Annotated in this window: 16 protein-coding genes; 5 read left to right on the top strand and 11 right to left on the bottom strand. The window is 61.9% G+C overall.

Features of this window, described 5'->3' with window-relative positions; genetic code table 11:
* The first annotated feature begins 250 nt into the window (after positions 1 to 250).
* Complete coding sequence (locus tag ACMKFF_RS08345; protein ID WP_419496641.1) at positions 251 to 886, top strand: lactate utilization protein; 636 nt, start codon at positions 251 to 253, stop codon at positions 884 to 886.
* A 66-nt stretch (positions 887 to 952) separates the two neighbouring features.
* Here ACMKFF_RS08345 and ACMKFF_RS08350 read toward each other — a convergent pair whose 3' ends face one another.
* From ACMKFF_RS08350 to ylxM, 5 genes are all read right to left on the bottom strand, one after another.
* On the bottom strand, positions 953 to 2,683 hold the full coding sequence (locus tag ACMKFF_RS08350) for an ABC transporter ATP-binding protein (protein WP_419496642.1): 1,731 nt from the start codon (positions 2,681 to 2,683) through the stop codon (positions 953 to 955).
* Between the two features lie 119 nt (positions 2,684 to 2,802).
* A complete protein-coding gene (locus ACMKFF_RS08355; RefSeq protein ID WP_349136803.1) occupies positions 2,803 to 3,033 on the bottom strand; it encodes a KH domain-containing protein in 231 nt (76 codons plus the stop codon).
* Between the two features lie 17 nt (positions 3,034 to 3,050).
* Positions 3,051 to 3,290: a 30S ribosomal protein S16 gene (gene rpsP / locus ACMKFF_RS08360; RefSeq protein ID WP_417324514.1), complete on the bottom strand. Its 240-nt coding sequence runs from the start codon at positions 3,288 to 3,290 to the stop codon at positions 3,051 to 3,053.
* A gap of 60 nt (positions 3,291 to 3,350) precedes the next feature.
* Positions 3,351 to 4,694: a signal recognition particle protein gene (ffh, locus tag ACMKFF_RS08365; protein WP_349136805.1), complete on the bottom strand. Its 1,344-nt coding sequence runs from the start codon at positions 4,692 to 4,694 to the stop codon at positions 3,351 to 3,353.
* Between the two features lie 2 nt (positions 4,695 to 4,696).
* Positions 4,697 to 5,047 carry a YlxM family DNA-binding protein gene (gene ylxM / locus ACMKFF_RS08370; protein WP_349136806.1) on the bottom strand — a complete coding sequence of 117 codons (351 nt, stop codon included), beginning with the start codon at positions 5,045 to 5,047 and terminating at the stop codon, positions 4,697 to 4,699.
* A gap of 130 nt (positions 5,048 to 5,177) precedes the next feature.
* On the opposite strand from ylxM, the gene ACMKFF_RS08375 reads away from it, so the two are divergent.
* Positions 5,178 to 5,975 carry a polysaccharide deacetylase family protein gene (locus tag ACMKFF_RS08375; protein WP_419496643.1) on the top strand — a complete coding sequence of 266 codons (798 nt, stop codon included), beginning with the start codon at positions 5,178 to 5,180 and terminating at the stop codon, positions 5,973 to 5,975.
* On the opposite strand, the gene ACMKFF_RS08380 is transcribed toward ACMKFF_RS08375, so the two are convergent.
* From ACMKFF_RS08380 to ACMKFF_RS08390, 3 genes are read right to left on the bottom strand one after another with little or no spacing between them, the layout of a single operon-like run.
* Complete coding sequence (locus ACMKFF_RS08380) at positions 5,933 to 7,006, bottom strand: flavodoxin family protein (RefSeq protein ID WP_419496644.1); 1,074 nt, start codon at positions 7,004 to 7,006, stop codon at positions 5,933 to 5,935. The genes ACMKFF_RS08375 and ACMKFF_RS08380 overlap by 43 nt on opposite strands.
* A complete protein-coding gene (locus tag ACMKFF_RS08385; RefSeq protein ID WP_419496645.1) occupies positions 6,996 to 8,225 on the bottom strand; it encodes a lactate dehydrogenase in 1,230 nt (409 codons plus the stop codon). The genes ACMKFF_RS08380 and ACMKFF_RS08385 overlap by 11 nt, the downstream gene beginning before the upstream one ends.
* Complete coding sequence (locus ACMKFF_RS08390; RefSeq protein WP_419496646.1) at positions 8,215 to 12,789, bottom strand: cytidyltransferase-related domain protein; 4,575 nt, start codon at positions 12,787 to 12,789, stop codon at positions 8,215 to 8,217. Before ACMKFF_RS08390 ends, ACMKFF_RS08385 begins: the two co-directional genes overlap by 11 nt.
* A 263-nt stretch (positions 12,790 to 13,052) precedes the next feature.
* On the opposite strand from ACMKFF_RS08390, the gene ACMKFF_RS08395 reads away from it, so the two are divergent.
* Positions 13,053 to 13,904: a lipoprotein gene (locus ACMKFF_RS08395; RefSeq protein WP_419496647.1), complete on the top strand. Its 852-nt coding sequence runs from the start codon at positions 13,053 to 13,055 to the stop codon at positions 13,902 to 13,904.
* A 64-nt stretch (positions 13,905 to 13,968) separates the two neighbouring features.
* Here the strand turns inward: ACMKFF_RS08395 and ACMKFF_RS08400 are convergent, their stop codons facing one another.
* A complete protein-coding gene (locus tag ACMKFF_RS08400) occupies positions 13,969 to 15,126 on the bottom strand; it encodes an S-layer homology domain-containing protein (RefSeq protein ID WP_419496648.1) in 1,158 nt (385 codons plus the stop codon).
* Positions 15,127 to 15,336: 210 nt separating this feature from the next.
* On the opposite strand from ACMKFF_RS08400, the gene ACMKFF_RS08405 reads away from it, so the two are divergent.
* Positions 15,337 to 16,047, top strand: coding sequence for a TetR/AcrR family transcriptional regulator (locus tag ACMKFF_RS08405; protein WP_419496649.1), 711 nt, complete (start codon positions 15,337 to 15,339; stop codon positions 16,045 to 16,047).
* A 61-nt stretch (positions 16,048 to 16,108) separates the two neighbouring features.
* Here ACMKFF_RS08405 and ACMKFF_RS08410 read toward each other — a convergent pair whose 3' ends face one another.
* Complete coding sequence (locus ACMKFF_RS08410) at positions 16,109 to 17,044, bottom strand: GTP-binding protein (RefSeq protein ID WP_418464722.1); 936 nt, start codon at positions 17,042 to 17,044, stop codon at positions 16,109 to 16,111.
* 10 nt (positions 17,045 to 17,054) lie between these two features.
* Positions 17,055 to 18,245, bottom strand: coding sequence for a CobW family GTP-binding protein (locus tag ACMKFF_RS08415; protein ID WP_419496650.1), 1,191 nt, complete (start codon positions 18,243 to 18,245; stop codon positions 17,055 to 17,057).
* Positions 18,246 to 18,510: 265 nt separating this feature from the next.
* Here ACMKFF_RS08415 and ACMKFF_RS08420 point away from each other — a divergent pair, with 265 nt between their 5' ends.
* On the top strand, positions 18,511 to 20,517 hold the full coding sequence (locus tag ACMKFF_RS08420; protein ID WP_419496651.1) for an LTA synthase family protein: 2,007 nt from the start codon (positions 18,511 to 18,513) through the stop codon (positions 20,515 to 20,517).
* Positions 20,518 to 20,537: the final 20 nt, after the last annotated feature.

Below are 20,537 nucleotides of genomic sequence, written 5' to 3' on the forward strand. Positions count from 1 at the left end.
GATAAAAGATTGCAGTCCATTGCGCGCACGAATCGCCCGCCTTTGACGGGCGATTCGCACACTTACGGACTGAGCTGTATTTTCTCCGACGTGCACGCCGCCGGAGAAAATGATCCCATTTTATTCGCCGCCTGCGGGCGGCGAACTCTGCGAGGCTATTTGATATGTTGCTGCCCGGTTGTCCCAATTTGCTCCCTTGCATTTTCGCCTCCGGCGCGATAAAATGAAAGAAAAAACGGAGGCTAAATCGATGGAACCTGTTTCGCTGTTTTATGAAAAGCGCGCGCAGATCCTGCTGAAGAATCTGCGCGCCCGGCATTTTGATGCATGCTACTGCCCGAACCGGACCTCTGCGCTGGCTGCTGCACTGCGGATGATTCCGCACGATGCCCTCGTCGGCTGGGGCGGCGCGCGCTCTGCTGACCAGATCGGCCTGCAGCAGGCCCTGCGGGACGGACCATGGCGTGTGATCGACCGCGAGAGCATGCAGACGGATGCGGAGCGCGAGCAGGCCGCGCACGACTGCCTTTCCGCCGATTATTTCCTGACCGGGGCCAATGCCATCAGCCTTACGGGAGAACTGGTGAATATCGACGGCAAGGGAAACCGCGTTGCTGCCATTGTGTTCGGTCCGCGCGAGATCATCGTGATCGCCGGGATGAACAAGGTCGTCGATACGCTCGACGAGGCCGTGCACCGTGCCCGAACGATCGCCGCGCCGAAAAATGAGCAGCGCTTCCTCGGCAAAACGCCGTGCGCGCAGACCGGCTGCTGCGCCGACTGCCACGGTGAGGAATGCATCTGCAATCAGATCCTCATCACGCGAAATTGCCGCCCCGCCGGGCGCATCCATGTCATCCTCGTCGGCGAGGAGCTTGGCTTCTGAACAAAATTGGCGCAAAAAATCGGAGCCTCCGCTTTCAGAGCGGGGGCTCCGTGTTTTCGGTCAGGGTCAGCCGTTTGCTACGTTGAACAGGGAATAGAACTGCTCACGGCGGGCCATCAGGGCGTCAAAGCTGCCGCGTTCGCAGATCTCGCCGTTTTTCAGAACGAGAATTTCATCATATTTCCGCAGCAGCGGCTCCTCGAGCCGGTGTGTAACGACAATACGCGTCAGACCCTCAATGGCCAGAATGGCGGCGCTGACAGAATAGGCCGTGGCAGCGTCCAGCGCTGCCGTGGCCTCGTCGATGAGCAGGACGGGCGTCTGCCGCAGCAGGCAGCGCGCGATGGAGATGCGCTGCCGCTCGCCGCCGGAGAGGCCGGAGCCGTTCTCACCGCAGATATAGTCCTCGCCGCGCTCGGCCAAAAGGGGAGTCAGACCGGCCTTCTCCGTGGCCTGCTGCACAAGATTCTCGTCAAAGTGGCGGAACATCGTGATATTGTTGCGGATGGTATCGTCGAAGATAAACACATTCTGCTGCACGACGGAAACAAGGCCGTAGAGTGATTCCGTTGCAATGCTGCGCAGTTCGCGCTGATCGAAGCGGATGCTGCCCTGATAGTCGTTGCTGCTGCCCATGAGCAGGTTCACGAGCGTGGACTTGCCGCTGCCGGATGTGCCGACGATGGCATAGCTTTTTCCGGCCTCAAAGCGGACGGAAACGTCATTCAGGACGGGCGCGTCTTCGTGATAGCCGTAGGTCAGGTGATCGATGGTGATGCCGTCGCGCAGGACCGGGTCCATCTGTTCGCCGCTCTCGCGGACGTTTTTGCCCACGGCGTCGGCCAGCTTGTCGATGAGGGCAACGGCGGCACGGCGGTTGGCCAGGATGGGCGGCACGGAGCCGATGGGATCGACCACGAAGCTCATGAGCGGCAGGAATACGATGACAACGCCGGGCGTAACGCCCTGCTTCGTCACGGCAAGATAGGCGCCGAACAGGAACACGCCGAGCTGGGCTACGATTCCGGCGCCGGTACCGAGCATGGTGATGACCTCCTCCATGCGGCGGCGATGGCCCTTCGTCTCCTCCAGTTCCTCGTTACGGCGGCAGAAGCGGGCAACGACCTCGGCCTCTGCCTTGAAGCTCTTGACAACGGAGAAGCCGGACAGCAGGTCCTTCGTCATGGCGACGAACGACTCGTTCTGCCGCGAGACCTCCGTCTCCATCCGCGCCAGCCTGTTGCCGCACAGGACGGAAACAGCCAGCGGCACGAGCGACAGCAGCAGGGCAAAGCCGGTGAGCAGGGGACTGTAGAGCAGCATCATGACCAGGCCGCCCACAAAGGAGACGCTCTTTGTCAGAAGTGTAAAGATCTTCGCAAGGTAATTTGTCTCGATGCAGACGGCATCATTCGTCAGGGCGGAGATATAGCGGCTCGTATTCTCGTCCGAGAACGTGCTGATGCTTTTCTTCGTCAGCTCCGTGAAGGCGTATTCTTTATACTGCTTCATGGCGCGGCGCAGAAAGGCGGGGTAGGTATAGCATTGCACCACATAGATCGTTGTCACGCTTACCAGAACGCCGAGACACAGCCAGCACATGCGCACGAGCGGGGCAACGCTGTCGCCGGAGGCAATGTCGATGATCTGCTGCAGGATCCAGGCAACGGCCAGCAGCGCGCCGCCGAGCAGGAGCATTGCTCCTGCTGTGACAAAGAATGTGGCTTTATTTTTTCGATAGAACGTCGCGGTCAGCTGCCTGCGCAGCGACCGGGCGCGGGACGGTTCAGATTTCATAACAGCGGTTCCTCCATGACAGGTCCGCATGCACGATAACGGTATGCACGCGGGCCGGCGGGGCAAAAGGGGGAAAAATGCAAAATGCCCGCTGCAGGGATGCAGCGAGCGAATTTGCATCAGTCCACAATGTCAACGGTGACGCGCTTGCCGTCACGCTGGGAGACGGCCTTGATGATGGTCCGGATCTCTTTTGCGATGCGTCCCTGGCGGCCGATGACCTTGCCCATATCCTCCGGCGCAACGTGAAGCTCCAGAACGGTGCTCTCGCCGTCCTCGCGCTCCGTGACCGTCACGGCCTCGGGATCGTCAACAAGCTGCTTTGCCACATAGAGCAAGAGTTCCTTCATCGTGCAGTCCCTCTCGATCAAAGGACGTTAGCCTTTTTCAAAAGCGCCTTCACGGTGTCGGTCGGCTGAGCGCCGTTCTTGATCCACTGCTGGGCCTTCTCGGCGTCGACAGCGATGGTGGCCGGCTCGGTCAGGGGATCATAGGTGCCGATCTCTTCGATGCAGCGGCCGTCGCGCGGGCTGCGGGAATCAGCAACGATGATGCGGTAGTAAGGAGCCTTCTTCGCACCCATTCTTCTCAGTCTGATTTTAACCATGGGGTTTCACCTCCAAATAGAATTCAAAATATATCGTCAGACCTGGTTGCGGTCCAATGATCACATACCGGGGAAGCCGGGGAAGCCTCCCATTTTGCCGGGCAGCTTGCGCTTTTTACCCTTGCCGTTCATCTGCTTCATAAGCTGCTGCATCTGGTCAAACTGCTTGAGCAGACGGTTAACGTCCTCGACCTTCTGGCCGCAGCCAAGCGCGATGCGGCGCTTGCGCGAGGAGTTCAGGCACGCGGGATTCTCACGCTCATAGGGCGTCATGGAGAGAATGATGGCTTCGACGCGGCCGAGGGCCGATTCGTCGACCTGCACATTCTTCATGCTGCCCATGCCGGGGATCATGCCGAGCAGGTCCTGCATGGGACCCATCTTGCGGATCTGCAGGAGCTGATCGTAGAAATCGGCGAGCGTGAACTTGTTGGCCCGCATCTTCTGCTCGAGCTCGGCGGCCTTCTTCTGGTCGAGGGCCTGCTCGGCCTTTTCGATCAGCGTGAGCACGTCGCCCATGCCGAGGATCCGCGAAGCCATGCGCTCCGGGTGGAACGGCTCGATCATGTCGAGCTTTTCGCCGGTGCCGATGAACTTGATGGGCTTGCCGGTGACGGCCTTGACGGACAGCGCAGCGCCGCCGCGGGCATCGCCGTCGAGCTTCGTGAGCATCACGCCGTCGATGTCCAGCCATTCGTTGAACGACTGGGCGGCGTTCACGGCGTCCTGACCGGTCATGGCGTCCACGACGAGCAGAATTTCATTCGGCTGGACCTCAGCCTTGATGGACTTCAGCTCGTTCATCAGGGCCTCGTCCACATGCAGGCGGCCGGCCGTGTCGAGGAAGACCATGTCGTTGCCGTGCTGCTGCGCATGGCGGATGGCGGCCTTGGCGATCTTCACGGGGTTTTCCTGCCCCATCTGGAACACCGGGATGCCGAGCTGACCGCCGACGACCTCCAGCTGCTTGATGGCGGCGGGGCGGTAAATATCGCAGGCGACGAGCAGCGGGCGCTTGCCCTGCTTTTTGAACAGACCGGCGAGCTTTGCGCCGTTCGTGGTTTTGCCTGCGCCCTGCAGGCCGACGAGCATAACGACCGTCGGCGGCTTGGGGGAGATGGAAATACGCTGATTTTCGCTGCCCATCAGACGGATGAGCTCTTCGTTGACGATCTTGACGATCGTCTGTGCAGGGGTCAGGCTCTCCATCACGTCCTGCCCGGAGCAGCGCTCCGAAACGGACTTGACGAAGTCCTTGACGACTTTATAGCTGACGTCCGCCTCCAGAAGCGCAAGACGGATCTCACGCATGGCCTCCTTGATATCGGATTCGGACAGGCGGCCCTTGCCGCGCAGCTTTTTGAACGCGGCGTTCAGTTTTGCGGTCAGACCTTCAAATGCCATGGCTACTCCTTCAGGGAATCAACGGCGGCAAGGATGCGCTGGGCGCCCTGCCGGGTGGCGGGATCCCCGGCCTGCAGCAGGGGCTGGGCCTCGGCGGTGATCGCGGCGAGGGCATGGCGGAGCTTTTGCTCCCGGGCGACGCAGCCGGTCACGCGCTCGAACGAAGCGAGCAGCGCCTCGCTGCGGGAGATGGCGTCGTGAACGCCTTGACGGGAAATGCCCTCCTGCTCGGCGATCTCTGCCAGCGAGAGATCCTGATTGTAATAGAGGTCAAAATAGGTTTGCTGCTTTTCGGTCAGCAGCGCGCCGTAGGTGTCGAAGAGCAGGGACATGGTAAAGGCTTCCTGTTTCATGATACTGCCCCCCTTGACCTTGGGTATTATAGCAGACGGATGTGCGCTTGTCAAGAGAAAAAACTTGACAGCCGGGAAATTCGCGCCCTGCATATTTCCCGGCAGCGGCGGCATAAGCTGAGGCGAGGTGATGGACATGCGAAACTTTTACCGGCGGAATCTGCCCGTCCTGCTCGTGCTGGGCATCATTCTGGCCCTTGCGGGCGCGGGCGCGGCCAAGCAGGCAGCGGCGCTCCCGGCAGGCTCGTGGGGCCTGAGCTTCCAGCAGGAGGGCCAGCCGCCCGTGGGAAACACCACGGCGGAGCGGCTGCGGCAGTATGATGCGGCCTTCCTTGGCGATACGGCGCAGAAGCGCATCTATCTCACGTTCGACGCGGGCTATGAGAACGGCTGCACGGCGCAGATCCTCGATGCGCTGCAGAAGCACCATGCTCCGGCGGCATTCTTCCTGGTCGGCAACTACATCGAGCGAAATCCAGACCTCGTCCGGCGCATGGCGCAGGAGGGGCATACGGTCGGCAATCACACCTACCACCACTGGGACATGTCGAAGATCGGGGAGATGGAGCAGTTCCGGCAGGAGCTCGAGTCCCTCGAGACGCTCTACCGTGACACGACCGGGCAGGAGCTTGCAAAATTCTACCGCCCGCCGCAGGGCATCTATTCCGAGAAAAATCTCGAAATGGCGCAGCAGCTCGGCTATCACACCGTGTTCTGGAGCCTTGCCTATGTGGACTGGCTGCAGGACGATCAGCCGACGTCGGAGCAGGCCTATGCCAAGCTCATCCCGCGCATCCACAACGGAGCCGTTGTGCTGCTGCACAGCACGTCCCAGACAAACGCGGCCATCCTCGACAGTCTGCTCACGCGCTGGGAGGAGATGGGCTATTCGTTCGGCGAAATTTCCGAGCTGTTCCCGGCGGGCTGACACAGGGAGCGCTGCATGGCAGCGGCAAAGGCGTCCAGCCGCCCGGCGATGCCCGGCAGAGCCTGCGCCGTTGGCAGGTCGTTCGCCGTTTCCAGCAGGCAGAAGCGCGGCGGCAGCGAGACGGTCTTGTTCAGGCACATCGCACCGAGCAGCTGGCGCGCGACGAGATCGCCGCCGGAGTAGCCGGAGACGATGACGCTGTAGAGCTGCTTTTCCGACAGGTCGCACTGCAGCAGCAGGCTCGTCAGGCGGTTGAACAGGGCCGTGAAATTTGCGCCGACGGCGTCGTTGTAGTTCGGGCAGAGGAACAGCATGGCGTCGCACTCGCGGATCGCGGGCAGGACGGTCTCGGAGATGGCTCCGCCGTAAAAGCAGCTGCCGCTGCGCGCAAAATGCAGGCACGCGCTGTAGGAGCAGCCGCGGCAGTCGTGGATCGTGCCGTTGCGCAGTGAAATTTCCGCAATGCTGCAGCAGCCGCTCAGGCGGCGGCTCAGCTCGCGGCCCATCCAGAGCGTGCTCGAGCGGCCGCTTTCGGAGGCATGCAGCACGAGCAGCTTCGGCCGCCCGACGCGCTTCGGGGAAAAGGCGAGCAGGCGTTCCCCCAGCTCCCTCGTGCGTGCACGGTATGTCTCCTTCCAACTCATGCCGCGCCGCGCGGCGAGAATGTGCTGGTTATAGAGGGAGCCTGTGCCCTCCACGAGCGGCTTGCCGGGCAGGGCCGCTCCGGCGAGATTCGCGGCGAGCGCCAGATCCTGCGCCAGCGCCTTCGTGTAAAGCTCCGTCTCTCCGTCGACAACGAAGCCGCAGACGGAGCCCTCCAGACAGCCCGGCTCGCTCCGCAGCCGCCGGAGCAGACGGAGCGTCGGCTCATCCATCCCGGCGGAGCCTGCATCGAGCGCAAACAGAATGCGCGCGCCGCGCAGATCATCCTGTGCATTGCGGACTGGAAGGTCGCACAGCGCCGTCTCGATCACGTCTCTCAGGCGCGGCCCGGCCGACGGGCAGACGAGGGTCAGCGGCTCAGGCATCATGGCAGAAGGCCTCCAGCTCCAGCCGCGCGGCCTCGATGCGGGCAAGCAGCGCGGGGTGGAGCGGCTCACGGCGCTGCAGCGGTCCGAGCGGCGTCATGCGCCGCTGTGCGCCGAGCCACACGCCGCCGAGCGGCAGAGCGGCATCATACGGCTGCCCGCGCACAAGAGACAGAATGCTCACGGCGGCAGAGGAGAGGGCGGGGGCGAGATACGGCTTGAAGCCGAGCGCCCGCACCTCGAGATTGGCATGCACGGCCCGCTCCGTCAGCCGGGCGGAGACCGCTTTGTCGTAGGCTGCGGGATCGTTTGCCGCGACAAGGCCGCCGCCGTGCGGGCCGTAGACGCGGCCGTTCGAAAAGTCGATGCCGTCCTCCTGCGCGCACCAGCGGGCGCGCGCCTCCATCACGCCGAGGCCGAAGCCCTGCACCTGCTCCGGCAGCAGGCCGCAGCCGTCAAATTCCCCGGCGGCGTTGCGGTTGCTTTCGCGGAAAACGGCGCAGGCCAGCGGATCGACGGGGTCGGAGATCTGGCAGAACAGACCGGTAAAGTGCGTTTTGCGCGCCATGGCTGCATAGCTGCGCAGCATGGCGCGGTTTTTTTCGTATTGCGCCAGCCGCACGTCCGCCACACCGGAGCCGACGGGCGGCACGCCGCGCGAGGCCGTGAACAGCAGCAGGTCGCAGTCGAACAGCGTGTCCTCCGTGCAGACGGTGACGGGCGGCAGCGGGTGGTCCAGCGGAAGGACCTGATTCAGCTCCAGCTCGTAGCGCCGGCACTGCGCGGCGTTCGGGTCATAGATGCGCAGCTCGCCCAGCTCCCGGCCGAGCAGCTTCAGCGCCAGCAGCAGCGTGCCGCCGACGTCGCCGAGCCCGACGAGCGTGACGCGCAGCGGCTGTGTGCGCTTCCGGTGCCAGCGCTCCAGAACGGAGAATGCGGCGGAAAACGCCGAGTTCAGCACGCAGGCTCCATTTGCCGCCACAAATTCGCGCAGCGGCTCGGCAGGCGTCGTCCCCTGCACCGGCGGCAGCAGCACACCGGCCGTCTCGGCCTCGAAGACCTCGTCCAGCACGGTAACGGCAAACAGGCCGCGGGAGCGCAGCGGATCGCGCCGGACAAGGAACACCAGCGGGGAAAACGGCGCGTCTGCGGGCACGGCATCCGGCGGACAGGCTCCGCCCAGCGGGCACAGGCAGAAGCCGTGCCATTGTTTAAGCTCCATGGATCATTCCTCCTCGCATACGGATGCGGTCAAGCCGCAGCAGATCGTCCTCCAGACAGGCGGAGGCGGGAAGCGACAGGTCATAGCGCAGGGACCGGCCGCGGTCCGGCAGGCGCGGGCGGTAGAGGGCCTCGCCGAGGCGGCGCAGCGTCAGCGCCGTGCTGAACTGCGCCTGATGCGCCTGTTCGAGCGCGTGCAGGATGGAGAGCGTGTTCTCCAGCGCAGTGCGGCTGAGGTCGCGGATGGCGGCGTCCGTCGTTCCGACATAGTGGCGCGGGTAGTAATAGGGCAGGATCAGGTTGATGGAGGGCAGCATCCGCCCCGGCGCAGGCGTGCCGACGCTGTCGCCGCCGAGGAAGGGATACAGCAGGCTCTCCGTGACCCAGTAGTGCAGATTCGGGATGAAGTATTCGCATTCGACCTGCCGCCCCTGCACCTCCATGAGGTCGCGGCCGCGCGCCGAGAGAATGCCGACGACGACGGTGCGGATCTCCAGCTCCTCCGCGGCAAAAACCGGGCTGAGCTTGTCGAGGCGGTAACCGTTGTGCAGCAGATCGTCCACGAGGATGACCGGGCGGCGGAACGCCTTGATGGTGCGGACCTGATTGCGCACGGTGTCGTAGCCGGGGTAGGCCGGGACGGAGAACGAGCTGCCGTCCGGCGCGAATGTTTTGTCCACATGCAGCGTCTTTGTGACGGTGTTCGGCACGATCTCGTCGGAGAGAATCTTGCCGTAGGGCACGCACATGGCCCGGCCGAGCTGCCCGGCCGGTGCGCCGAGTACACCGCCGAGCTTCTGCACGCGGTACATGAGCGACTGGTTGAGCAGTTCCGCGTCGAAGCTCAGCACGAGCCTGCCGGGATACAGCGCGCACAGCGCGCGGCGCAGCCGGGGCCGGGCGGACTCTACGGCGGCGCGCACCTGCGGCTCATCGTGGTGCGGCTTTTTGATGCACAGCAGCACGTCCTGAATGAGGACAATGGGGGCGCGCATGTCGACGCACAGCAGTCCCTCGGCATCCTCGACGGGGGAGAAGCCGAGCTCCTCCAGCCATTCGCCCTCGCAGCGGGCCAGCGCAAACGTGTGGTCGGACGCCAGACTGCGGGCGAGCAGCTCATTGACAAGCATGCGCCGCGTCTGCGCGTCGTCCGCCTCCACATGGTCGAGCTTCAGCAGCTTGCCGGAGGTCAGGCGGCGGACGGCCGAGGCGGCCTCGACGGAGCCGAGCTCCGCAAACAGGCTCGCCGGGCGCACGGTATGGCCGCAGCACCAGCCGACGGCCGCATGGCGCCTACGGCTGCGCAGCAGGATGGCCAGCGGCTCCGGCGTGCTGCGCAGCCGCTCGAACAGGGCAGGTGGGAGGTCGGCCTCCGTCCCCGTCACGATGCGGAATTCCAGCTCCTGCGCCTGCAGCACGTTCTTGTGCTGCGGGGAACGGAGATAGAGGTCGTATTCATAGATATAGGACTGGACGATCGGGTCGACAAGCATGGAGATATCGACGTCCTGATCGATGGATTCGCGGATGCGCGTGGAGCTGATGCCCTCGAGCTGGGGCGGGAGCTCCAGAAACGTCACGCGGCCCTGCAGACGGGTGCGGATGTCCGTTTCGTCCGTCTCTCCGCGGCGGATGAGCAGGTGATCCAGCTCCTGTACACCGCCGGGGCGGAGCGAGCGGTAGGCCGAGGCTCCGCACACGACGTCACAGCCCGCCACGAGCGTCACGCTCCGGCCGGGAAAGCAGGATCGCAGGCGCGCGATGTCCTCCGGCATGGCGATGTTGATGGGGATGGCGTTCGGGAAGACATAGGTGTCCCACTGGTCGGCCACGGACATGTTGACGATCCGGCGGCGCAGCAGCCGCGCGAGTGTACGCTTGCTCCAGGAGAATTCGTCCACGGCGAGATAGACCTCATAGCCGAGCGCACGAATTTCCTGCACGATGCGCTTGTGTCCGGCGGAAAACGGGTCAAACGTGCCGGGAAAGAATGCGGCCGGCAGCGGCGCGGGAAAGCGCAGCCCGCCCTGCACGACCTCCGCCTGCACAAGGAAGCGGTACAGGTGATTCAGCATGGCAGCCCGGTTGAAGAACGTCAGCTTGCCCGGTGCAGGCTCGGCCAGCAGGCACAGGAGCTTTTTGCTCACGCGGGCAAAACAGTGCGCCCGCAGGGAGAACGGCAGGCGTTCGCTGCCGATGACATCGTGGCACAGAACGGTCATGGCGCTGCGGTGCACGGACTCGTCATAGTGCGACACACCCGTCAGCAGCAGGCCGAGGCAGTGCTCCGTCAGCACGCTGTTTTCCGGCAGGGCGGAGATCAGACTGCCGAGCGTCCGGAGCGACGTCGAGGCGGCGCGGGCGCTGCCGCTGCGCAGCAGGCCGTCGAGGAAGTCGATGCTTTCGCGGATCTCCTTTTCCGGCATGGTGCTCAGCAGCCGCCCGAGATAACGGGGAATAAAGCGTGCGATCTGCTCCTGCCCGTTTTCCAGCTCGCGCATGAGGTCGACGATGATCTCATTGCGCTGGTCGACGCTCAGGCGCGTGCTGATGGTCAGAAGCGCGCGCCCGGCGTGCTCGCGCACGGGAAGGTGCTCGCTGACGGACAGCAGATTGGAAAGATGCGTCGCCGTGTGGAATGTGTTGCCCGTGTGCTGCAGCGCATCGGCCTGCAGCAGGTCGATCTGGGCGTTTTTCACGACCCACGGCACGGCAGTCTTCAGATTGCTGAGGTAGAGCAGCGAGGCCTCGGATTCCGAGAGCGGCGCGGGCGTTTTGCCGGTCAGGCGGCCGCGCAGGGCACGCACGGCGGGAAGATCATCCGCAAGCGGCACAGCGGCCTCCTGCAGCAGGTCCTCCGGCGCGGCGGCACGGAAGCGCCGCAGGCAGCGCAGGGCCGCAATGCGGCGGCTCTGGTCCGGACCGCACAGCAGGGCGCGCAGCCGGTCCGCCGCCGGGGCGAGCGTGGAGACGGCATGCGGCGGGGTGTGGTAGAGGGCGTCGAGCAGCACGAAGCTGTCCTCGTCCGTGGCATCCGGCAGGCGCGAGAGCAGCGGCTGCGCCAACCGCGCCGCGTCCTCCGTCTCGGCCAGAAGCGTTTCGGCAACGGCCTTCAGCGAGTTGGAGATGCGCTGGGCGTGCTTCGGGGAGATTTTGTGGTCGGGGTGCAGGCACTGCGCTACGGTCTGCTCCCACAGGCCGAGCGATTCCTCCAGCACGGAGAGCATCGCGGGCGCGGCTGCGTCCTGCGGCGCGGCGGAGGGCAGCTCCTTGCGGTATTTCGGCCCGCTGTTGGCCAGCACGCTGCCCATGAGCTGCCCGGCCAGACGGCGAACGTCGCCCTCGGGATACAGCAGCAGCTCGTAGAGGAAGGCGAGCAGCTTGCGCTTGTTCCCGCCGGACATATAGGTGTGGTATTCCTGAAACAGCTCGAGGTAGGTGCGGATGCGCAGCGTGTTCTTCTCGCCGCGGGCCTGCTCGAGCAGCTGATCGAACGACGCGTCCGTGCTGACGGTATGCATCAGGCGGATGGCGTGGTCGAACGTCAGCGCGCGCAGGGCGTCCAGCGCCTCCTGCTGCGTGAGCAGAGCGGGGTCACGCGATTCTCGCTGCGGCGCGGGGCCGGGCTCCGTGGCCGCGCCGCGGCTGTGCAAATAAGATTCAAAATCGCGCAGCTTCGTATAGACCGTGCGGTAACGGCGCTCCTTTTCCGGCGTGACGTCCGCCAGCTTTGAAAGGATCATCGCATAGGCCTCTGCCAGTGAATAAATGCGCACGGTCTCGCGTCCGCCCTCGCGCGTGCCGCGCACGCGGAAGTCCGCATAGATGAGCAGCAGGGACTCCACGGGCAGATTCTCAAATTCGAGGTCCCAGGTGGAGTGGTTCGCAGAGATATGCGCGATGTGCTCCATGCCGTGGCCGGACAGCCACTGCCAGGTATAATAATAGTGCAGATAGGGGATGCGCTTTGCATCCGCGCCGCGGCAGCCGAACTTGCCGATATCGTGGCACAGGGCGGCCGCGCTGACGAGCGGGACGTCGACAGGAAGACCGGCTTCCTTCGCGCACTGGGCGGTCAGCGTGGCGATGTTGTGCACGCCGATGGTGTGCGAAGCGGCGTCAAACGGCAGAAGCTCCCGGCCGATGCGCAGCATGGTCACAAAATGCGAGGCGTGCAGTGCGGCGTGGAAGGCGGGCAGCTCATCGGCGACACGGCTTCCGTCCTCCGGGCCGTGCGCAGCCAGATCGGTCAGCATATCGAACGGCGCATCCTCGCAGGCGAGCACGCCGTCCAGCAGCTCGGCCAGCGCGGCGAGCACCGGCACCTCGGGCGGGGCCTGATAGGCGGGATCGGGGAACAGACCGTTGTCCAGCCACGCATACAGCGCGGGCAGCCATCCGGCCTCCGGCTCCGGCGCAAGGCGCGCCAGCAGCGGGCGCAGGGCGGTCACGACGGCGGAGCATACGCTGCTCCGATCATACTCCAGTCCGTTCAGCAGCTCGGCCGCGCCCTCCAGCCCGGCGGGCGGCACGAGCGCATTCAGTTTTTCCCGGGAAAAATACACGGCAGTCATCCTCTCCGTACAGGTGTTTCCAAAACATACCCTTATTATAATAGAATCTTTCGGTTAAAACAAGGGCAGTGCCGCATAATTCAGCGAGAGCATTCGGTGAAGGCCGAAGCTGCAATTGTGCGGTGCTGCCCAGAAAAAAGAAACGCAAAATAAGCGGAACGGATGCGCAGAAATCGCGTCTGAATAGATAGAACGGTTTTGAGCAAATACACTCGCTGACATATTTTACGATTTTTGACGAAAGGATGATGGAGATGAAAAAGCTGATCTCCGCGCTGTGCGCGCTGATGCTGGCCGTTTCGCTTGCCGCCTGTTCCCGAGGCCCGGCGGAGCACGGCGGGCTGCTGCCGCTTGACCCGACGGACCCGCCCGCAACGGAAGAGCCGACCGCCGCACCGACCAACCCCACGCAGCCGCCCGAGCCGGTCGAGCTGCCCAATGCCGGGACGCTGGCCGCTCTGGCAGGCGACGGCGCGGCCCTGTGCCTGTGCCAGTGGTCGCGCAGCGGGGAGCTGGAGCACAGCGGCATGCTGGACGCCGCTGCGGTCGCTGCGGTGCTCGATGCCGCCAATGCTGCGCAGTGGGTCGAGCGCAAAGCGCCGGGCGTGCAGGAATTCTCGTTTGACAGCTATGTGACGCTCAGCTCGCCAGCGGGCGGCGGCACGCTGCTCACGCTTTGGAAGGGCGTCTCCGCCCTGTGTCTGGATGCACCCGGCGGCCGTGTCTGGCTGGACCAGCCGGAGGGCGCGGATCTCGCCGCCGCCCTGCAGGGGCTGGAGCAGCGGGATGCCTATCCGCGCAGCCTCTACGCCGTCGGCGTGACCGGGTCCGCTGAGGACGAGACCATTGCTCAGAGTGCTGCCGGAGCCATGGTGCAGAGCCTGAGCGCCCACGAGGCCCGCGACGGTGCGAGCAGCGGCGTCGAATCGCTCTGCGGCAACCGGATGCGCTTCACGTTCCGCTGCAGACTCCGTGTCCCGGAGGACAGCGCTGCAGCATGGGGCGTGACACCCGATGCCGCCGGAGAGGCGGAGTTGACGCGCAGCTGTGTCCTCGTCCGTGATGCCGTCGGCTTCTGGCACCCGGCTGCGGTGGAAAATGTATAAGAAAAGTCCCGCGATCGCACGGAATTCCATGGGATCGCGGGATTTCTTTACCTTTTTGCTGTTGTCAGTCTGTTAATCCAAGATAGACGGAAATGATCTTTGCGAGCTGCGCGCGGGTAGCAAGACCCGACGGCTCCAGAACATCAACAGTCACGGGATAATAGTTGTTTGCAAGCAGAGTGTCGAGCGGGGAGTATACTACCCGAACACAATTTCGCTCGGCTAGATACCGTTCTATTTCCTCATCAAATTGAATGAGTTTATCACCCGCGTCACTTTCGTCCCAATTTGGAATGAAGTCCATAATGGTTTCTCGCCTAAGCGCTTTTTCGCCGGGCCGATCCCCTTCAACCCCATAAATTCGAACAAGACTATATCCACCATAGTTTCCAGAGGCGCAGTAAACTTCTCCACAGCCATTTGAATATAAGAGCGGGCCCCTCATATTCGCGATACAACCGTATGCTTCAGCAGTATTGGACTGTATTGCATTAAGATAAAAGCCGTAATACTCAAAGCCTCCCCAGTCTGCCTGAGTGGAGACTAATTCACAGATTCCATCTCCGTCAAAGTCGATGAGCGCGTAGAATTGCGTATCGTTAGAATAGGTAATTTTGTTTTCCTTCCAGATATCAGTTTGATAAATCTGATAATAGTTTTCGTATAGATTTTTGGTTGCCTTACTTCCGCAAATGATACCGGCGTTGCAGGTCCATGCGAACGCATGCTTGGCATAGTCGCTGACGTTTGCAGCGTCGTCAAACTTCTCCAGCGAGGTCTCACCCTGCGGGAGACCCTTCTGCATGGCATAACGATAGATCATTGTGACGAGCTGCTCCCGCGTGATCTCGCGTTCCGGCGCAAAGTGCATATCATCCATTCCGTTCACAACGCCGCTGTTTTCTGCCCAAGCGACGGCATCGGAATACCAAGTGCCCTGTGGGACGTCGACAAAGCGGCTCGGCGCCGAAATGGAGGGGCTGCCTTCCATGCGATAAAGAACGGTCGTAACCATTGCGCGGGTCAGGTGTCCATCCGGATCAAACTGATCGGCAGATACGCCATTCATGTATCCATTTTTCTGCATCTGCATGACATAGGAATAGTACCATGCAGTTTGCGGCACATCAGCGAAACCGGTAGAAGATTCGGCTCCGGCAGTTGAGCATAAAAGAGTCAGAAAAGAGGAAACGGCAAGGAATAACGAAATGATACGCTTCATCTGGGCACGTCCTTTCTGCAAGCGGGTGATATGAGATAATTTCATTATAGCATAGACGGACTATGATGACAAGCAGCAATAAAAGTTTGAAAACATCCAGAAAATTGAGAAAAAGCCAGGAACTTTCGCTTGCAAAATTCGACAGCATGTGATATCATTTGACCGGAGTTTATTTTTGATTCATATATTCAGTTGAAAGGAGCGAGTGCCATGCCGGGTCATGGGCTGCAGGCCAGAGGAATTGCACGCGAACAGAAGATGATCTATGCGGGGATGACGCTCTTCCTCGAGCAGGGCTACGAGCGCACGACGACGGCGCAGATCGCCCGCAAGGCCGGGATGTCTCCGGCATCGTTTTTTGCCGCGTTTGAAAATAAGGAGGCGCTGCTGCTGCGCCTGACGCAGATCATGTTCCGCTCACAGTTTTCCCGCGCGGAGAAGATGCTCCCGGCGGATCAGTCGCCGCTGCTGCTGTACGCCATGGAGACGGGGCTGCAGCTCCATATCGCGGAGTGCTCCGAGCCGCTGCGCGACCTGTATGTCACGGCGTATTCGCTGCCGTCGACGTCCGATTTCATCAACCGGAGCATGACGCCCCGGCTGCGCCAGATCTTCTCCCGCTGGATGAAGCGCGCGGACGACAGCGAGCTGTTTGAGCTGGAGTTGGCCTCCGCCGGTGTCACGCGGAGCTATATGTCCGTCCCGTGCGATATGTACTTCACGATGGAGCGGAAGATCCGCCGCTATCTTTCGTGCTGCTTCCGCATCTACTGCGTGCCGGAAAAAGAATACGCCCCTTATGTGGAGCGCGTCCTGCAGACGGATCTGCATCAGGTGGCGGAGAACATCGTCGCAGAAACGGTCCAGAATGCCGCAGCGGCCTTCGCTGCGACCATGGGAGCAGCTGCGGACGAAAACTGAGCCAAAAAAATCCTGCCGGAGTGGCTGACTCCGGCAGGATTTCGCGATATGAGGGCTTGATTCAGAATGTCGCGACCTCGTTCTTCGCGGGTTCGGCGGGCGTTACGCGGATGGCCGTCAGGATGGGGCCGGTGCCGCGGTAGAGCGCATGGAAGCGGACAGAGACCGTCGCCTCGACCATGACCCACTCGCGGGCGTGCAGAGAGGCGGCGTCGGCGTATTTGCACGGCAGACCCATGAAGGCGATGTCCTCCACGCAGCACGTCATGACAAAGCGGCCGGGCGCAAAGTAGCCGTCGCGGTCCTTTTTCAGGCGGGCGACCTGTCCCTTGAAGCGGACGGTCTTGCCGTCGTACTTCTTCGGCTCCTCCGTGATGTCGCGGTACCAGAGCGCAAAATCATCGTCGCCGATCTCCACGACCGGGGCGTTGATGTCAAAGGGGAGCGGGTCCTCGATCTCGTCGGGCTGCGTCGTTCCGTCGGTGTATTCATAGAGGATGCCGACGCGGCGGTTCAGCGCGCGGGCGAGCTTGTGCAGCGGCATGATGTCCGTGCCCGGTGCAAGACGATTGAACACGACCATCTCACAGCCCGTGAGCTTGTCCACCACAAGGGAGCGCATGTTGGCGTTGTAGGCGAGGATGCTCGTGCCGTCGGCAAACATGACCTCCTGCGCGATCTGCCAGTCCTCCGGCATTTTCTGGTAGAACGGGCCGACCTGCAGCATGCCGTTGAGCTCGACGACGACGCGCTCGCAGTGGTGCTTTTTGAACAGCTGTGAAAGCTCTTCGGTCGTAACGGCCTCCTGATCGATCACCTCGGGATAGACATGCTGGTAGGGATAGACGGAGAGGTCATATTCCTCCTCGCCCTCCTCGCAGATGAGCAGCAGCGTGCGCTCGCCTGCGTTGAAGCGTTCGTCCTCCAGCGTCTCCTGAATGAATTTCGTTTTTCCGGCGTCCAGAAAGCCGGTGAAGGCATAGACGGGAATGGCCATGGCAGCCTCCTTACACGCCGAACAGGGCGGCGAGTGCCTTTTCGTCCAGCTTCGAGCCGATGACGCACAGACGGCCCGTCACAGCGGCCGTGCCGGTGCGGACGTCGATCTCGCCGGGCACATGGTCAAAGTGCAGCCAGGTGCCGTCCGCCGTCGGAACGATGCCCTTGGCGCGCAGCACGATGCCATAGGTCTCGCCGTTGTCCAGTGCGGCGAGGGCATTGCGGATTTCTTCCTCGGTGAACTTCTTCGGCGTCTCGACGCCCCAGCTCTGGAAGACCTCGTCGGCGTCGTGGCCGTGATGATGGTGATGATGGCAGCAGTGGTGCTCGTCCTCATCCTCGTCATGGTCGTCATGATCGTGATGATGGCAGCAGTGATGCTCATGCTCATGCTCATCATCGTCTTCATCGTGGTCATGATGGTGATGGCAGTGATGCTCATCCTCGTCGTCATGGTCATGATGGTGGCAGCAGTGATGCTCGTGCTCGTCATCCTCGTTGGCATCGTCATGATGATGGTGATGATGGTGCTCTTCCTCTTCGTCCTCGTCGTCCTCCTCGGACTGGGCGCTGCGGATCATGTCAGCCAGCTCTTCGGTGAGCGTGTGCTGCTTCTGCATGGCCTCGAGGATCTGCGCGCCGGACAGCTGGTCCCACGGCGTGGTGATGATCACGGCGTTCTGGTTGTGCTCACGCAGCAGAGCCACGGCGGCAGCCAGCTTCTCCTCGGAGATGGAGCCGGTGCGGCTGAGAATGATGGCGGAGGCGGTCTCGATCTGGTTCGTGTAGAATTCACCGAAATTCTTCAGATAGACCTTGCACTTCGTGGCATCCGCCACGGTGATGAAGCTGCCGAGCGTGACGCTCTCGTCCGCAACACGCTCTACGGCGCCGATGACGTCGCTGAGCTTGCCGACGCCGGACGGCTCGATGAGGATGCGGTCGGGATGATAGTCGGAGATGACCTGCTTCAGCGCGCGGCCGAAGTCGCCGACGAGCGAGCAGCAGATGCAGCCGGAGTTCATCTCGTTGACCTGAATGCCGGCGTCCTGCATGAAGCCGCCGTCAATGCCGATCTCACCGAACTCGTTTTCGATGAGGACGATCTTTTCACCCTGATAGGCCTCGCGGATCATCTTTTTAATGAGCGTGGTCTTGCCCGCGCCGAGGAATCCGGAGTAAATGTCAATGGTAGTCATGAATTTTCTGCTTCCTTTCCAAACGAAGGCCGCAAAGCGGCATTCGGCTGTTATTTCATCCTATATTATATCACCCGTGTAAAGCCCCTGCAAGAAATTTTCGATTTTTTGACCGGAAATTCACATAGGCTCCGCTTTTTCGTTACAAACTGTTTTCAATTGTGGCGAAACTTTGAATTTTGGAAAAGAACTGGAAAAATCCTTGCTTTTTTCGGGGTAAGTGTTATACTGTTAGCGCAGAATTATGACTTCTGGGGTGATGAAAATGAAGCGTCCCTTTTCGCTCCGCCGAGTGGGAAAGGAATGGAACCGTGAAAATATTCTCCGTTTTTTGGGCTATATCCTTGCTGCGTTCGTCATCAATTTGGCGCTTGAATGCCTGTCGCGCAGGTCCTTCGGCGATGGCCTGCACTATATGGTGACGCGACCGTGGCAGTTTTTTTATGACTCTCTCATTATTTTATTCACGCTGTCTCTCTCACTGCTGTTCCGCAAGCGCAGCTTCTGCTTCCTGCTGTTCGCCGCTGTTTGGATCGGGCTTGGCCTTGCCAACTGCATCCTGCTCGGCTTCCGCGCCACGCCGTTGACGGCGCCGGATATCTGGCTGCTGTCGTCCGTGCGGGACATCATCGAGATCTATATGAGCCAGCCGGTGCTGATCCTCCTGATGCTGGGCATCGCGGCCCTCATCGGCGTGATCGTCCTCCTGTGGCTGCGCGCGAAGAAGACGCGCCCGTCCTATTATTTCGCTGCCGTGCAGGTTCTGCTCTGCGGCGTGATCCTCGCGGGCTTTACGGTCGCCTTCCTCCGCAGCGGGACGCTGGCCTCGCATTTCCCCAATCTGCCGGATGCCTACGACTCCAACGGCTTTGCCTACTGCTTCTCCGCCAGTGTGGTGACGCAGGGCATCAGCGAGCCGGACGGCTATTCGCAGGAAGCGATCGACGTGCTCCTCAGCGAGCAGGACGACCTGCCTGCCGACCGGGTGCGCACGCCGAACTTCATTTTTGTGCAGCTCGAGTCATTCTTTGACGCGAATTATCTGAAGGACCTGACATACGGCGAAAATCCGGTCCCAAATTTTGAGCGGCTGAAGGAGACGTGCTCCAGCGGCCTGTTCTATGTGCCGTCCATCGGCGCGGGCACGGCGAACACCGAGTTCGAGGTGCTTTCCGGCATGAATCTCGACCATTTCGGCGTCGGGGAGTATCCCTACAAGACCGTCGTCAAGAACCGGACCTGCGAATCCATGGCCTATGCGCTGCAGAGCGCGGGCTATTCCACCCACGCCATCCATAATAATAACGCCACGTTCTACAGCCGCGACCGCGTCTATGCCAATTTCGGCTTCGAGACGTTCACGTCGCTGGAATACATGCACGACGTCGAGCGGAATCCGCTCGGCTGGGCAAAGGATTTCGTTCTGACGGAGGAAATTTTGAAGGCGCTGCGCTCCACCGAGGACCGCGATCTTGTTTTCACGGTCTCCGTGCAGCCCCACGGCAAGTATCCCACGGTGCCGCTGGAAGGCGCGCGAACCATCAGGGTCACGGGGGAGGAGACCGAATCCCGCCGCGCCGGGCTGGAGTATTACCTCTACCAGCTCAAGCAGACGGATGCCTTTGTCGCGCGCCTTGTGCGCCGGCTCTCCACGTTCAGCGAGCCGACGGTCGTCGTATTCTACGGCGATCATCTGCCGAGCTTCGGCATCACGCAGGACGAGCTGAGCTGCGGCACCGTGCAGTCCACGGAATATGTCATCTGGACGAATTTCCACGCCAAAAAGGTCGACCGCGACGTGCAGGCCTATCAGCTGGCCGCCATGGTGCTCGACCGCTTCGGTATCCACGACGGCACGATCCTGCGCTATCATCAGAGCCACGGCTACGATGAGACCGGCAGCGAGACCTTCCAGAACGGCCTGTGCATGCTGGAGTATGACATGCTATATGGCAAACACTATGCAACGGGCGGGGAGATGGCGGTGCAGCCGATGGAGCTGCACTTCGGCGTCGACGAGATCACGCTCACCGGCGTGAGCAGCAGCGACGGCGGCCTGACCGTCCACGGCACGAACTTCACGCCGTACAGCGTCATCCTGGTCGACGGCGAGCAGGTGCCGACGGAGTATATCGACGAGCAAACGCTGGCAGCGGCGGATACGTTGCTCAGTCCGGGGGAGGTTCTGGCCGTTGCGCAGGTCTCCGCCACGGATACGCTCAAGATCCTAAGCCAGACGCCGGACTGGATCGTCCCGGCAGAAGAATCGTAAATCGTAAAAAGGACCCGATG

This window comes from Faecousia sp., assembly GCF_048519415.1.
GTDB lineage: Bacteria > Bacillota > Clostridia > Oscillospirales > Oscillospiraceae > JAZOXB01.